Annotated in this window: 13 protein-coding genes and 1 pseudogene; 8 read left to right on the forward strand and 6 right to left on the reverse strand. The window is 70.4% G+C overall.

Going from position 1 to position 14,647, the window contains the following annotated elements:
* From pabB to FNH04_RS26430, 5 genes are all read left to right on the forward strand, one after another.
* Window positions 1–1,451, forward strand: a 1,451-nt coding sequence (gene pabB / locus FNH04_RS26410) for an aminodeoxychorismate synthase component I (protein ID WP_228031625.1), incomplete at its 5' end; no start/stop codon positions are given.
* Window positions 1,448–2,974: a benzoate-CoA ligase family protein gene (locus FNH04_RS26415; RefSeq protein WP_152788297.1), complete on the forward strand. Its 1,527-nt coding sequence runs from the start codon at window positions 1,448–1,450 to the stop codon at window positions 2,972–2,974. The genes pabB and FNH04_RS26415, both read left to right, overlap by 4 nt.
* 29 nt (window positions 2,975–3,003) lie before the next feature.
* Entirely contained in the window at window positions 3,004–4,575 is a 1,572-nt protein-coding gene (locus tag FNH04_RS26420) for a class I adenylate-forming enzyme family protein (RefSeq protein WP_152788298.1), read from the forward strand.
* A complete protein-coding gene (locus FNH04_RS26425) occupies window positions 4,572–5,750 on the forward strand; it encodes an FAD-dependent oxidoreductase (protein ID WP_152788299.1) in 1,179 nt (392 codons plus the stop codon). Before FNH04_RS26420 ends, FNH04_RS26425 begins: the two co-directional genes overlap by 4 nt.
* A gap of 12 nt (window positions 5,751–5,762) precedes the next feature.
* Window positions 5,763–6,557: an aminotransferase class IV gene (locus tag FNH04_RS26430; protein ID WP_322723923.1), complete on the forward strand. Its 795-nt coding sequence runs from the start codon at window positions 5,763–5,765 to the stop codon at window positions 6,555–6,557.
* A gap of 173 nt (window positions 6,558–6,730) precedes the next feature.
* Here the strand turns inward: FNH04_RS26430 and FNH04_RS26435 are convergent, their stop codons facing one another.
* On the reverse strand, window positions 6,731–7,222 hold the full coding sequence (locus tag FNH04_RS26435; RefSeq protein WP_152788300.1) for a carboxymuconolactone decarboxylase family protein: 492 nt from the start codon (window positions 7,220–7,222) through the stop codon (window positions 6,731–6,733).
* A 171-nt stretch (window positions 7,223–7,393) separates the two neighbouring features.
* Between FNH04_RS26435 and FNH04_RS26440 the strand changes: the two genes are divergently transcribed.
* Window positions 7,394–8,089 (forward strand): L,D-transpeptidase family protein, encoded by a 696-nt coding sequence (locus FNH04_RS26440; RefSeq protein ID WP_152788301.1) that lies wholly within the window; start codon window positions 7,394–7,396, stop codon window positions 8,087–8,089.
* 41 nt (window positions 8,090–8,130) lie between these two features.
* On the opposite strand, the gene FNH04_RS26445 is transcribed toward FNH04_RS26440, so the two are convergent.
* The 4 genes from FNH04_RS26445 to FNH04_RS26460 are packed head-to-tail and all read right to left on the reverse strand — an operon-like array spanning window position 8,131 to window position 12,615.
* On the reverse strand, window positions 8,131–9,333 hold the full coding sequence (locus FNH04_RS26445; RefSeq protein WP_152788308.1) for a Gfo/Idh/MocA family protein: 1,203 nt from the start codon (window positions 9,331–9,333) through the stop codon (window positions 8,131–8,133).
* A gap of 23 nt (window positions 9,334–9,356) precedes the next feature.
* Window positions 9,357–10,700, reverse strand: a complete 1,344-nt coding sequence (locus FNH04_RS26450) for an ABC transporter substrate-binding protein (protein ID WP_152788302.1) — start codon at window positions 10,698–10,700, stop codon at window positions 9,357–9,359.
* Window positions 10,701–10,710: 10 nt separating this feature from the next.
* On the reverse strand, window positions 10,711–11,643 hold the full coding sequence (locus FNH04_RS26455) for a carbohydrate ABC transporter permease (RefSeq protein ID WP_152788303.1): 933 nt from the start codon (window positions 11,641–11,643) through the stop codon (window positions 10,711–10,713).
* 18 nt (window positions 11,644–11,661) lie between these two features.
* A complete protein-coding gene (locus tag FNH04_RS26460; RefSeq protein WP_152788304.1) occupies window positions 11,662–12,615 on the reverse strand; it encodes a carbohydrate ABC transporter permease in 954 nt (317 codons plus the stop codon).
* A 163-nt stretch (window positions 12,616–12,778) separates the two neighbouring features.
* On the opposite strand from FNH04_RS26460, the gene FNH04_RS26465 reads away from it, so the two are divergent.
* A complete protein-coding gene (locus tag FNH04_RS26465; RefSeq protein WP_152788305.1) occupies window positions 12,779–13,951 on the forward strand; it encodes an ROK family transcriptional regulator in 1,173 nt (390 codons plus the stop codon).
* 79 nt (window positions 13,952–14,030) lie between these two features.
* Window positions 14,031–14,204, forward strand: coding sequence for a hypothetical protein (locus FNH04_RS46700; RefSeq protein ID WP_194236823.1), 174 nt, complete (start codon window positions 14,031–14,033; stop codon window positions 14,202–14,204).
* A 242-nt stretch (window positions 14,205–14,446) separates the two neighbouring features.
* On the opposite strand, the pseudogene FNH04_RS46705 reads toward FNH04_RS46700, so the two are convergent.
* A pseudogene (locus tag FNH04_RS46705) lies at window positions 14,447–14,647 on the reverse strand (S1 family peptidase); the annotation flags it as partial.

Raw genomic sequence — 14,647 nt, forward strand, 5'->3', positions numbered from 1 at the left:
GTCTCGCACTCGCGATCGACGCCGAGGCCGCCTTCACCCGGCTGTGCGCCGACGCCCCGCGCGCGTTCTGGCTCGACAGTGCCCAGGTGGAGGAGGGCCGGGCCCGCTTCTCCTTCTTCGGTGACGGCGCCGGCCCCCTCTCCGAGTTCGTCCGCTACGACGCGGCCGCCGGAGTCTGCGAGGTCGAGCGGCCCGGACAACCCGCGCGCAAGGTCCGCGCGAGCGTCTTCGACTACCTGAAGCGGCAGCTGACGACCCGGCATGTGGACGCCGCCGGGCTGCCCTTCGACTTCACCGGTGGTTACGTCGGCTACTTCGGCTACGAGACCAAGGCCGACTGCGGCTCACCGAACCGCCACCGGTCCGAGAACCCGGACGCCTGCTGGCTGTTCGCCGACCGGCTGATCGCCGTCGACCACGAGGAGGGCTTCACCTACGCCGTCTGCCTCGCCGAGGACACCCCGCAGGCCGCCCGCGAGGCCGCCGACTGGCTCGACACCGCCACCGCCCAGCTCACCTTCGTGGCCTCAGCCGAACCCGCTCCCGCCCCGGCTCCCGCCGCCGAGCCCGACCCCGGTGCCGCCGAACCGTGGCTCGTCCGCGACCGGGCGACCTACCTCGCGGACATCGAGGCATGCCGGCGCGAGCTGAAGGCGGGCACCAGCTACGAGATCTGCCTCACCAACGCCGCCCGGTTACCGGCACCGTACGACCCGTACGACTACTACCGGGTGCTGCGCCGCCTCAACCCGGCCCCGTACGCGGCCTATCTGAAATTCGGGGACCTCGACGTGGCCGGCGCGTCACCGGAGCGCTTCCTGCGGATCACCCGGGACGGCGTCGCCGAGGCCAAGCCCATCAAGGGCACCGCACCCCGCGGTGAGACACCCGACGAGGACACGCGGCTGAGGGACGCGCTGGCCGCGGACGCCAAGACGCGCGCCGAGAACCTCATGATCGTGGACCTGCTCCGCAACGACCTGGGCCGGGTCTGTGCCACCGGCAGCGTCCGCGTCTCCCGGCTGATGGCCACCGAGACCTACGCCACCGTGCACCAACTGGTCTCCACCGTCGAGGGGCGGCTGCGCGAGGGCACCGACGCGGTGGACTGCGTCCGCGCCTGCTTCCCCGGCGGATCGATGACGGGCGCGCCCAAGCTGCGCACCCTGGAGATCATCGACGAACTGGAGACCGAGGCCCGCGGCGTGTACTCCGGCGCCCTCGGCTACCTCGGGTGCAGCGGCGGCGCCGACCTCAACATCGTGATCCGCACCGCCGTGTTCACCGGCGGCCGGATGCACCTCGGCGCAGGCGGCGCGATCGTCCTCGACTCCGACCCGGTCGCCGAGTACGACGAGATGCTGCTGAAGACCGCCGCCCAGATGCGGGCCCACCAGCAGCAGACCGAGCGCTCCGGCCTCTCCGCCGCAGCAGAGGAGCCGGCCCGATGACCACACCGCAGACCACCCTGGCCCCCGCCGACATGGCCGCTCCCGGAAACCTCGCCGCCCACCTCGCCGACCTCGCCGAGCGCCGTGAGTGGACCCACCGGACCGCCTTCCACCAGGGCCACCGCGCCTTCACCCACGGTGAGGTGCACGACCTCGCGGCCCGTGCGGCCACCGTGCTCGCCGACCACGGCGTGCGCCCCGGCGACCGGGTGCTGCTGGCCCTGCCCGACTCCGTGGCCTGGGTGGCGGCCTTCCTCGCGGTCGCCCGGCTCGGCGCGGTCGCCGTCCTGGTCAATCCCGAACTCACCCCACCCGAACACCAGTTCATGGCCGAGGACACCGAGGCCGCCCTCTGCGTGACCGGGCCCGGACTCGACGACCGCTTCCCGCGCCGGGCCCACCTCGGCGCCGACCAGCTGATCGCGCTCACCCCCACCGCCGAACCCGCCACCGAGGCCCACCCGGTCGACGCGCACACCCCGCTCTACATCCAGTACACCTCCGGAACGACGGGCCGCCCCAAGGGGGTCGTCCACAACCACGGCGACCCGAAGACGTACCACGACCTCATCGGCCGCCGGCTGCTGAGGATCACCGAGGACGACGTCACCCTGTCGGTGTCCAAGCTGTACTTCGCCTACGGCTTCGGCAACGCCTTCGTCTTCCCCCTCTTCTCCGGCTCCTCCGCCGTCCTGGTGGACCGCCGCCCCACCCCGGCCGCCGTGGACGAACTCGTCGCCCGCCACCGCGTGACCCTCCTGTACTCCGTGCCGTCCGCGTACGCGGCGCTGGTCGCCGACCGGGGCAACGGGCACGAGACGTGCTTCGCCTCGGTGCGCGCCGCCGTGTCGGCCGGCGAGGGCATGCCCGCCGGACTCGGCAAGCAGGTCACCGAACTGCTCGGCGCCCCCGTCCTGGAGCAGATCGGCTCCACCGAGGCCGGACACGCCTTCTGCGCCAACAGCTTCGCGCACAACCACCCCGGCACCGTCGGCCGCCCCGTACCCGGCTTCGAGGTGGAGCTCCGCGACCGCGCGGGCAAGCCGGTACCGGACGGCGCCGAGGGCGAACTGTGGGTGCGCGGCCCGACGGTGACCCCCGGCTATCTGAACCGGCCCGAGGAGACCGAGCGCACCCTGGTCGGCGGCTGGCTGAACACCAGGGACCGGGCGCGCCGCGAGACCGACGGCACCTTCCGTCATCTGGGCCGGGCCGACGACATGGAGATGGTCGGCGGCATCACGGTCTCCCCACTGGAGGTGGAGGCCCTCCTGCGCACCCACCCGGCGGTACGGGAGGTGGCGGTCGCCGCCGTCCCCGACGAGCGCGGCGCCAGCCGGCTGCGGGCCTTCGTCGTCCCCGTCACCCCCATCGCGGTGGGTCTGGAGGCCGAGCTCATCTGTCTGGCCCGCGACAACCTGGCCGCCTTCAAGGTCCCGCGCAGCGTCAGCTTCGTCCCGTCCCTGCCCCGCACCTCCACCGGCAAGCTCCGCCGCCACCTCGTCCGCCAGGGCGCGTGGTGACCGCGTCCCCCGCAGAAAGGATTGGGCACATGCGACAGACGCAGCCCTCGCTCCTCGCAGACCGTGGTTTCTACCTGGGCTCGATGTTCCGGCAGGCCGCCGACCGGCACGGCGCCGTCTTCGTCACCCTCGACCGCCCGCTCGACGTGAACCCCGGCCTCGGTGTCGACCTCGGCTACACGGTGCTCGCCGACGTGGTCGACGAACTCTCCGGCCGCCTCTGGGAAGCCGGGGTGCGGCCCTCGGAGGAGGTGGTCGTCCACAAGACGGACAACGTGGACATCGTGCTGCTGACCTGCGCCGTCTCCCGTATCGGCGCCGTCCCCGTGCTGCTCTCACCGGGTCTCGCGGGCCCGGTCGTCGGACAGCTCCTCGAACGCCTCCACCAACCCTGGCTGATCACCGACAGAGCCAAGCTGGAGGGCCCCCTCAAGGGCGTGGAGCTCGCCGGCCTCGTACGGCGGACGCTCTCCGTGGACGACGCGCCCGGCGCCGAACCGCTGGAGAAGTACGCGGGCGCCGCGACCCCCACTCAGGTACGGCTCCACCCCCGTGATCCCTCCCTCATCACCCACAGCTCGGGCACCACCGGCATCCCCAAGCTCGCCGTGCACTGCCCGAACACCATGTGGAACCGGCTCGTCCCACAGAAGGCCATGGGCTGGCCCACCCGAGGCGAGACCGCCGCCCTGCACATGTCCTTCGTGCACTCGCGCTTCTACCACCTGCTCGGCGTGCTGCTGCACTTCGGCAGCCCCCTGGTCCTGATCGTCGACCCGGCCCCGTCCTCCGTCGGCCCGATCCTCGCCCGGCACCGGCCCGGCATCGTCGAGACCCACCCCAACACCTTCGTGCTGTGGGAGGAACTGGTGGACGCGCCGGGAGCACCGCTGTCCCGCGTCCGTTCGTACGGCTCCACGTTCGACGCGATCCACCCGCGCACCGTGCAACGGCTCCTTGATGCCTCGCAGCGGCGCTCGCCCTGGCTCATCCAGCTGTACGGGCAGAGCGAGACGGGTCCCGTCGCCTTCCAGTGGTTCACCCGGCGCAGCGCGGCCCGCGCCGACGGCCGCCGGGTCGGGATCGGCATCCCCGGCTTCACCCGGGTGCGGGTGGCGGACGAGTCCGGCAGGCGGGTCAGGGCCGGTGAGCAGGGCCGGATCGAGGCCCGCACCCGGGGCCGCATCCTCACCTACCTCGGTGCCCGCGACCGCTATCTGCGCCAGCTCAACGACGGCTGGTGGGAGATGGGCGACATGGGCTACCAGAGCCGCTGGGGCGGCCTCTACCTGATCGACCGCGAGATCGACCAGATCGACTCCGTGCACAGCAACCTGGAGGTCGAGGACACGCTGATGTCCCGCCTGGAGGAACTGCGCGAGGTCGTCATCGTGCCCGGCGCGGACCGTGAGCCCGTACCCGTCGTGTGCGTGCGCGGCGAGCAGCCCCTGGACAGGGACCGCTGGGAGGAGGCCACCGCCGACCTGCCCGCGATGGCCGAGCCGCGCCAGTGGAAGTTCGAGGACCTGCCGATGACGGCCACCTGGAAGGTCAAGCGGGTGGAGATCACCCGCATGCTCGCCGAGAGCACGGTGGCATGAGCCGGGTCCTCGTCGTCGGAGCCGGCCCCGTGGGGCTCTCGGCGGCCCTCGCCCTGCGGGCCCACGGCCTGGAGGTGACGCTCCTGGAGGCCGACCCGGAGGGGCGCACGCGGCCGGGCAGCCGCGCCCTGTTCGTGCACCGCGAGACCCTCCAACTGCTCGACGGGATGCGCCCGGGGCTCGCCGCCGAGATCACCGCGTACGGGCAGACCTGGCACACCAAGCGCACCCTCTACCGGGGCCGCGAGGTGTACTCCCGCACCTTCCCGCCGCCGACCGGCATCCCGCCCTTCACCAGCCTGCGCCAGGTGGACACCGAGCGGTTCCTGCTCGCCGCCTGCGAGGACGCCGGTGTGGAGTTCGTGTGGGGCGCCCGGATCGCGGGCGTGCGCGCCACCCCGGACGAGGTCGCCCTCACCGACGAGGACGGCCGCGTGTGGACCGGCACGCACGCCGTCGCCGCCGACGGCGCCCGCTCGACCGTACGCCGCGAACTGGGCATCCCCATGGAGGGCACCCACGGCGACGGCTTCCACGTTGTCGTCGACGTCGCCGACATCCCCGGAGCCGAACTGCCCCTGGAACGGGTCTTCCACTACGAGCACCCGGAACTGGGCGGCCGCAGCGTGATGCGCGTGCCGTTCACCGGGGGCTTCCAGGTGGACCTGCAGTGCCGCGACGACGACGTACAGGAGGAGTACGGCACCGAGGAGGCCGTACGGCGCTGGCTCCCGGCGGTCGTGGGGGAGGGGTACGACGACCGCGTCCTGTGGGTGTCGACGTATCGCTTCCTCCGCAAGGTCGCGGCCTCCTTCACCGACCCCGCGCACCGGGTGCTGCTCGTCGGCGAGGCGGCCCACCTCTTCCCGCCGTTCGGGGCGCGCGGCATGAACAGCGGTATCGCGGACGCGGCCGCCGCCGCGCGGGCCGTCGCCGACGGCACCCCCGAAGCCGTCGCCTCCTTCGCCGCACTCCGGCGCCAGGCCGGCCTCTTCAACAGCGACGCCGCCGGAACGGCCCTGGAGCATCTGCGTCCCCACCGCCGTATCGTCCGGGTCAAGCAGCGCGCGGCGGCGGCCCTCGCTCCCGTCGTCCCGCGGTGCGGCGCCTGGCTGGAGCACGCACCGTACGGCCCCCGGCACGGCTCGCCGGCCGCGGCCGGGCGCAAGTACTGAGAGGAGCGCCGAGTGACTCAACCGGCCATCGCGGAGGGACTGCTGGCGTGGTCGCCCGACCGCGGTCTGACCTCCGGACCTCCCGCCAGCGGGCGGCTGCTCGTCGCGGACTCGTGGCTGCTGAGCGACGGACGGATGCGCGGCTTCGCCCGGCACCGAGAACGCTTCCTGCGCTCCTGCGGCGACTGCGGCGCGCCTCCCCTGCGCCGGCTGATCCAGTTCTGGCACGACGTGACCGCCGCGCTGCCCCGCAGCGGGGACTGGTTCCCCCGGGTGGAGCTCACCGCGGGCTCCCTGGAGCTGCGGCTGCTGCTGCGGCAGGCCCCGCTCCTCGGCACGGACGTACGGGTGTGGGCGGCAGGCCAGCTCGACCCGCGCACCGTGCCCCGCCGCAAGGGGCCCGATCTGGACGCCCTGGCCCGGGTCCGCGGCCGGGCGTCCGGCGCGGACGCGGACGAGGCGATCCTGATCGCGCCCTCCGGAGTGGTGCTGGAGGCGGCCGGCTCAAGCGTGCTGTGGTGGGAGGACGACACCCTGTGCCTGCCGCCGGAGCATCTGCCGGTCCTCCCCGGGGTGACCATGGCACTCATCCGGGAACGCGCCGCGCGCCTCGGCGTCCCGGTCGCCCACCGCGAGCGCACCCTGGCGGAGCTGGACGGCCGCGAGGTGTGGCTGGTCAACGCCCTGCACGGGATCCGCCCCGTCAGCACCTGGACCGGCCGCCCGATGACCGCGGGCCCGGCCGAGCGTGCCCCCGAATGGCGGCGGTGGCTGGACGAGATCTCGGAGCCGCTGCCGGACCACTGAATTCACACCCGTCCCTTACGTTTGCGCAGAGCGTGATGCGCAGAAGGTGAATGAGCGTGAAAAAGCGCCGGGCCGAATATGATGCGGCCCGGCGCATTCAAGCGTTTCCGAATGACGGACAATCGCTGGAGAATTCCCGTCAGTGGAGATGTCGGAAGGGATTCCGGGGGGTGTCAGCCCTGCTTGGGAACGGGCTGGTAGGCGCCCGGAACCATACGCGTGGCGACCGCGATCCGGTTGTACGCGTTGATGACCGTGGCCGCCCAGATCAGCGCCGCGATCTGCTGCTCCTCGAAGACCTCCGCCGCCTCCGCGTAGACGGCGTCCGGCACGTGCCCGTCGTGGACCAGGGTCACTGCCTCGGTCAACGCCAGCGCGGCCCGCTCGCGGGCGGTGAAGAAGGGGGTCTCCCGCCAGGCGCTGAGCGCGTAGATCCGCTGCTCGGTCTCGCCCTGGGCGCGTGCGTCCTTGGTGTGCATGTCGAGGCAGAACGCGCAGCCGTTGATCTGCGACGCGCGAATCCGGATGAGTTCGAGGATCTCCGGCTCGACCTTCGCGTCCTGCGCCGCGGAAACGGCGGCGGCGTGCAGGGAACCCATCGCACCGGACACGTCGGGGGTGATTTTCTTGAGGGCCACGCGCGATATCGAATTGCTGTTGGTCATGGGGAAGACTCTATATCCGCGAAGCGGCTCCTGAACGCAGAACCGAGCGAATTCTCGCCGTGTGACCCGTGTAACCGTTTCGTCTCGGCGTGAGCTGCCCCACAACCCCTTCCCTCCACCACGTGTCTAGGAGACAGAATCTGCGAGCAACAACTGCGAGAAAGGTCCGCCATGGGGGACACACGCCGACGGGGCGCCGTCGCACTCGGGATCACCGGACTGGTGGCACCGCTGACCATCGCGCTGGGCGCCACGCCCGCGCAGGCCGCCACCTGCACTACGCAGGCCGGCCCGTACCAGAAGCAGGTGGAGAAGTTCCTCGGCCGCCCCGTCGACGGCAGGCAGTCCACCGCCGACTGCAAGGCGATCCGGGCGTTCCAGAACACGCACGGCATCAAGCCGAACATCGGCTACGCGGGCCCCGTGACCTGGGGCGTCATGGACCTGATGAACAAGCAGAAGGCCGTCGGCGACAAGCCCAACAAGGACGGCAAGTGCCCCGTCAACAAGGGCCGCATCGCCTGCGTCAACCTCACGCTCCAGCTCAGCTGGATCCAGGACGGCGACAAACTCGTGTACGGCCCGGTGCCGGTCCGTACCGGCCGGGACGGCTACGAGACCCGCACCGGGCTGAAGAAGATCTACTGGCGGCACATCGACCACGTCTCGTCCATCTACGACGTGCCCATGCCCTACAGCCAGTTCTTCGACGGCGGCCAGGCCTTCCACTCGGTCGGCGTGAGCATGTGGAACCCGCCCGGCTCGCACGGCTGCGTCAACATGACCAAGACCGCCGCCCAGAAGTACTGGTCGCTGCTGAAGACGGGCGACGACGTGTACGTGTACGGCCGCAAGCCGGGTACCTGACGGCACCCGGCTCCCGCGCCACCGGCCCGCAGCGGTCCTTCTCACGTCTGAGGGGCGTCCCCGAAGTCCGGGATCTCCAGCCGGGCACCGCCCTTCAGGGCGGACTCGTGAGCGATGATCCCCGGCAGGGTGTAGCGGGCCGCCACCCATGCGTTCACCGACGGCAGGGTGCGGGCGTTGACGGCGGTCACGAAGTCGTCCACCAGGAAGTGGTGGCTGCCTTCGTGGCCGTTGTGCAGGTTGTCGAACTCCCTCGGCAGCCGCGACCGGTCGTGCACGGGTGCCGACCCCGAGGTGAACGCGGCCCGCAGGTCCGGCGCGATGTGCTGGAGCGAGGGGTCGTCGGGCGACATCGTGGGCTTGGGCTCCAGCAGCTCCGAGATGTCCCTCACCCCCTTCTTGTCCTGCCACAGGGCCACCGTGGCGAGCTGCTCCATGCTGGCCTCCGTCCCGAAGAACCGGAAACGCGACTCCCGTATGTGCGACGGGTAGCCGACCCGCCGGAACTCGTTCGTACGGAACGAACCGCCGCCCGCCACCTCGAACAGCGCGGTCGCGTTGGAGAAGTCGTTGCCGAACTGGCTGACGTCCTTGTCGAAGACCCCGTCGCCACGCCCGTCGACGACGCCGATCGCGGACACGCTGACCGCGTGCGTCCGCCACGCCCCGAGCACCCCGCCCACCGAGTGCGTCGGGTACAGCAGCGGCGGATAGCTGGCGGTCGCCTTCCACCCCTCACCGCCGCTGTACTGGTACGCCTCGTAGAACCCGAGGTCCATGTCGTGCACGTAGTCGCCCTCGGCGTAGAAGAGCCGCCCGAAGGCACCCGCCGCGATTTGGTCGCGGGCGTGCACGGTCGCCGGGTTGTACTGGCTGGTCTCGCCCATCATGTACGTCAGCCCGGTCGCCCTGACCGCGTCGATGATCGCCGCGATCTCCTCCGTGGTGATCGCCATGGGCACCGCCGAGTACACGTGCTTGCCGGCGTCCAGCCCCCGCACCACCAGCGGCCCGTGCGTCCACCGCTGGGTGAAGATCGCTACGGCGTCCACCGCCGGTGACTCCAGCATCGCCTCGTACGACGGGAAGGTGCCCGACAGCCCCTCCGCGGCCGCCAGTTGCTCGGCCCGCTCCGGCAGGAGATCGGTGACGTACACATCGCTGACCCCGGGATGGGCCAGGAACAGCTTCGCGAACTGGCCCGAGAACTGGCCTGCGCCGACGATGCCGAGGGAGAACGTCATGTGGGGGATGCCTTTCTGGCTTCTCACTGGTCGAGGATGAGGTTGATCTGGTCGTTGGTCTCGTCGAGGCTGCTCACCGGCTTGCCGTTGCCGTAGACGGCCTCCATCTCCGGTTGCATGAGCGCCTGTACGTCCGCCGCGTAGTTGGTGATCGGGTAGGAGAAGGTCCGGAAGTCCTTCTTGTCGGCCACGGGTTCGGTGAAGGCGGAGACGTCGAGGCCCTTCTTCTTGTAGGCGGCGATGGCGGCCTCGGTGCCCGCCGGGGTGGCGGGGAAGACGACCCCGTACTCGCCGACGACGGTCTGGCACTTGTCGGAGGCCAGGTACTCCACCCACTTCCGGGCGCCTTCCTTGTTCTTGGAGGCTTTGGTGATGGAGTCGGCGAGGCCGTTCATCATCGTGGCGCGCTTGCCGGTCGGGCCGGCCGGGGTGAGGGCGGACCTGATGTCCCTGCCCTTGAAGCCGGCGTACGTGGAGATCATCCAGGCGCCGTCGAAGGCGGCGGCGGCCTTGCCCGCGGCGACCTGCGTGTTGCTCTGGTTGGACTGGATGTTGTAGTCGGAGAAGGGGGCCATGTAGCCCTTGTCCGCCAGCCCGAAGTACCACTTGATGACGGACTGGAAGGTCTTGCTGTCGTACTGGTACTCCGTGCCCCAGCGCGCCTTGTCCGTGTAGTTCCATCCGGCGGATCCGGTGAAGGGGCTCCACTGGGTCTGGCCGTCGGCGAAGCCGCTGCCGTTGGTGGCCAGTCCGTACACCTTGACGTGGTTCTTGTCGAAGCCCGGCTCGTCGCCCCGCTTGCCGTTCCTGTCGACGGTGAGGCGGGCGATGGCCTTCTCGAAGGAGCCGCCGTCCTTCGGGTTCCAGGAGAGGCTGTTCAGCTGCTCGCCGGTGAGACCGGCGTCCTTCGCCATCTTCCCGTTGTAGAAGAGCGCGACGGTGTCCCAGTCCTTCGGGGTGCCGTAGCGGTGGCCGTCCTGGCCGATCCAGTTGGCGGCGAGGCCCGGCTGGTAGTCGGACTCCTTGATGTCCAGGTCGTCGAGCGGCTCCAGCACCTTCAGGTCCGCGAACTGGCCGAACTTCTGGATGTGGTCGGTGAACACGTCCGGCTGGGTGCCCGCGATGAAGCCGGCGGTGAGCTTGGTCCAGTAGTCGCCCCAGCCCAGCTGGGTGATGCTGACCCTCAGTCCCGGGTTCTCCTTCTCGAACCCCTTCGCGCAGGCCTGGTAGGCGGGCAGCTGGTTGGCGTCCCACAGCCAGTACGTCACCGTGTTCGCGGACGCCCCCGTGGAGCCGCCCTGCGCACAGCCGGTCACCAGGGACAGCGTGAGCGCTCCGGCCAGCGCCGTGATCGTACGAATGCGCATCGATGTCCCCTTACTTGATCCCGGTGAAGCCGATGGAGCTGACGATGCGGCGCGCGAAGCAGGCGAAGAGCACCAGCATCGGCAGCGCGGCGATCAGCGTCGCCGCCGTGAGCCCGGACCAGTCGACGCCGGTCGCCGGCGTCTGGGCCCGGAAGATCGCCAGGGCCACCGTCAGCACGCGCGAGGAGTCGCTGTAGGAGACCATCAGCGGCCAGAAGTAGTCGTTCCAGGAGGTGATGTACGTCAGCACGGACAGCGTGATGATCGGTGTGGACGCCATGGGCAGGATCACCCGGAAGAAGATCCTCACCTTTCCGGCGCCGTCGAGCAGCGCCGCCTCCTCGACCTCCTGCGGGATGTTCATGAAGAACTGCCGCAGGAAGAACACCGCGAACGGGGTCATGAAGAGGCTCGGCAGCGCGATACCGAGCAGCGTGTCCACCAGGTGCAGTTGCTTGATGAGTACGAAGTTCGGCAGCAGCGTGAAGATGGTCGGCACCATGAGCCCGGCCAGGAACAGGCCGAACACGGCGTCCCGGCCGCGCCAGCGCAGCCGTGAGAAGGCGTACGCGGCCATCGCGGAGAAGAAGATCTGACAGCCCGTGATCAGTGTGGAGACGATCACGGAGTTGAGCAGATAGCGCCAGAAGTCGAGCCCGCCGCCCGCGCCGCCCTGCGCGACCGCCTCCTTCGCCGACTGCAGACCGAGGGCCCGTTCGAAGCCGGTGCCGGTGAGGTCGACGGGCAGCGGGTTGGTGGGGTCGGCGCCCAGGCCGGCGTTGGTGGACAGCGCGGTGCGCAGGATCCAGTAGAAGGGCAGCAGGGTGATGAGGACGATCAGGCCCATCACGGTCCAGGCGGCGGCCTTCCCGGGGGAGAACCTGCGCCTGACCGGGCGTCCGGTCGTCGTCGTGGGTGTCGGTGATGTTGCCACGGCAGCCATCCCGGTGTCTCCCTTCCGTCAGCCGAGGTCGGTCTGGCCGGCCCGGGTGAGCCGGTACTGGAGGATGGTGATCGCGCTCAGGACGACCAGCAGGGCGACGGACATCGCCGAGGCGTAGCCGAACTGGAAGCGGCCGAAGGCGGAGCCGTAGATGTAGTACTGGAGCACGTTGGTGGCGTTCGCCGGACCGCCCGCGGTGGTCACCGCCACGGTGTCGAAGACCTGGAAGGACCCGATCACGGTCATGATCAGCACGACCGCGAGAACCGGGCGCAGCAGCGGCATGGTGATCCGCCAGAACATGCGCCACTCGCTCGCGCCGTCGACCCTGGCCGCCTCGTACAGATGGTTCGGGATGGCCTGGAGGCCGGCGAAGAGCAGCAGGGCGGTGTAGCCGACGTGCCGCCAGACGTTGATCAGGGCGATGGTGGGGATCGCCCAGGTCTCGTCGGCGAGGAAGGGGATCCGGTCGGCGCCGAGGGCGGTGATGATCTCGTTGCCGATGCCGAGCTGGGTGTCGAGGATCCACAGCCAGACGAGACCGGCGACGACGTTCGACATCAGGTACGGGGTGAGCACGATGCCCCGCAGCAGGGCCGACTGGGTCAGCCGCTGGAGGAGGACCGCGATGGCGAGCGCCGCGACCGTCTGGACGCCGATGTTGATGACGACGTACTCGACGGTGACCGTCAACGAGTTCCAGAAAATGGGGTCGTTGACCATACGGACGTAGTTGTCGAGCCCCACCCACTCGGCCGGGGTCAGCAGGTTGAAGCGGGTGAAGCTCAGATAGATGCCCCGCAGCGTCGGCCAGAGCAGGAACACCAGGAAGCCCAGCATCGCCGGGGCGATGAAGACCGCCGCGAGGGCGCCGTCACCACGGGCGCGAGCCTTCGCCTTCCGGGTGGGCACCACGGCCTTGGCCCCGCTCAGTGGCAGGCGGGATGGTGGGCTGCTGGAGGCGACGGTCATCGGGGGGCTCCCTCATCGGCGGCTCGTCCTCAGGCCACTTACTTTTGGGGCGGAATAATTGTGGCGTCAAGAGTCGTGCACAGATCTTTTCCGTAGGGGCACCTGACCCCTAGAGTGACCTCATTACTTCCGAGTCGAAAAAATCTTGGGGAGTCCGAGCCGTATGACCACACGGACTGCAAGCTGGCTGCCGCTCAGTCCCGGGGAGCGCGCGGTGGCTCTCGAGGTGCTGGTGCACGGCCCGCTGTCCCGCAGCGAGATCGCCCGGCGGCTCAGCCTCTCGGCGGGAAGCCTCACCAGGCTGACCAAGCCGCTGCTCGAATCGGGCCTCCTCGTGGAGGTCCCCGAGGGCGCCCCGCTCGCCGAGGTCCGTCAGGGCCGCCCCTCCCAGCCCCTCGACATCGTCGCGGAGTCCCGCTCCTTCGTGGGCTTCAAGATCACCGAGGACATGGTCTACGGCGTCGTCACCACGCTCAGGAGCGAGATCGTCACCCGGTACGACCGCCCGCTCGCCACGCACGACCCGCACCGGGTCGCCGACCAGCTGGGGGAGATGACCGCCGAGCTGGCCCGCGCGTACCCCGGGCTCGCCGGCATCGGCATCGGTGTGGGCGGCCTCGTCCAGGACCGTGCCGTCGTCGGCGAGTCCGCCTTCCTGTCGTGGCGCGACGTGCGCCTGGCCGAACTCGTCGAGGAGCGCACCGGGCTGCCGGTGGTCGTCGAGAACGACGTCTCGGCCCTCGTCGAGGCCGAGACCTGGTTCGGCGCGGGCCGGGGGCTGGACCGCTTCGCCGTCCTCACCATCGGCGCCGGCATCGGCTACGGACTCGTCCTGGGCGGCAAGCGGGTGCCCTGCGCGGAGGAGGACCGCGGATTCGGCCGCCACTGGATCGTGAACCCCAACGGCCCGCTCACCCCCGACGGTGCCCGGGGCAGCGCGGTCTCCCTGCTGACCATCCCCAGCATCCGCTACCAGATCCGGGCCGCCACCGGCCGCGACATGACGTACGAGGAGATCCTCGCCCGCTCCGCCGAGGGGGAGCCCATGCCCGCGCGCGTCATCGACGAGGCGGCGCGCGCGCTGGGCGCGCTGGTCGCCCAGATCTCCAACTTCGTCATCCCGCAGAAGATCCTGCTCGCCGGAGAGGGGGTCGGCCTGATGGACGTCGCCGGAGAAGTGGTGTGGGAGACCATCCACGCCCACCGCCACCCGCTCGCCGACCCGGTCCACCTGGAGACGAAGGTCTCGGACTTCCACGACTGGGCGCGCGGGGCGGCGGTGCTGGCGATTCAGGTCCTGGTGCTCGGCAACGGCGCCGGTGTGAACGCAGAGTGATCAGCTTCACGGTCCGTAATGCCCGAAGAGCCACCTTTACTCACATCGGCTTCACGCCCGACGCCGTAAGGTTCACGCCATGTCCACCATTCCCGAAGTCGTCCTGGAAAGAACGGAAAGAACGGCAGCCGAGGTCAACGACGAGATCCGCGCCCTGTGGTCCCGCAGCGGCGGAACCCTGACGGGCGAACAGAGGCGCGAGTACCAGCGCCTGGTCATGGAATGGGAAGCGGCGGCACGCTCCACCAAGTGAGGGCGCGCCCCCCCGTGTGAGGGGCGCGGGGAACGGCGCGACCAGCCACCTGCAACCCGCACCCGGCACGAAACCTCCCCGGGCAGACGGGAACCCGGGCGCTGCCCCCAACTCCGCGCAACAGACGATCGCCGGGCGCGCCCCCCGTGTGAGGGGCGCGGGGAACGGCGCGACCAGCCGCCCCCCACCCGCACCCGGCACGAAACCTCACCCGGCGGACGGGAACCCGCGAGGACCCGGGCTCACCCCCAGCTCCGCGCATACTGACGCCGATAAGCGTTCCGTTCCTGTTCCGTACGGATGTACCTCGTCGCGACGAGCGCCACCAGACTCCCCGCGATCACCAGCAACCCCGGCCCCGCGTTCCGCGGGTTGGAGAGCTGTTCCAGCAGGGCGTTCACCTTGTCCGACGTCTCCACCGGCAGCACGGCCCCCGGCTGCGC

The organism is Streptomyces phyllanthi (assembly GCF_009377205.1).
Lineage (GTDB): Bacteria > Actinomycetota > Actinomycetes > Streptomycetales > Streptomycetaceae > Streptomyces > Streptomyces phyllanthi.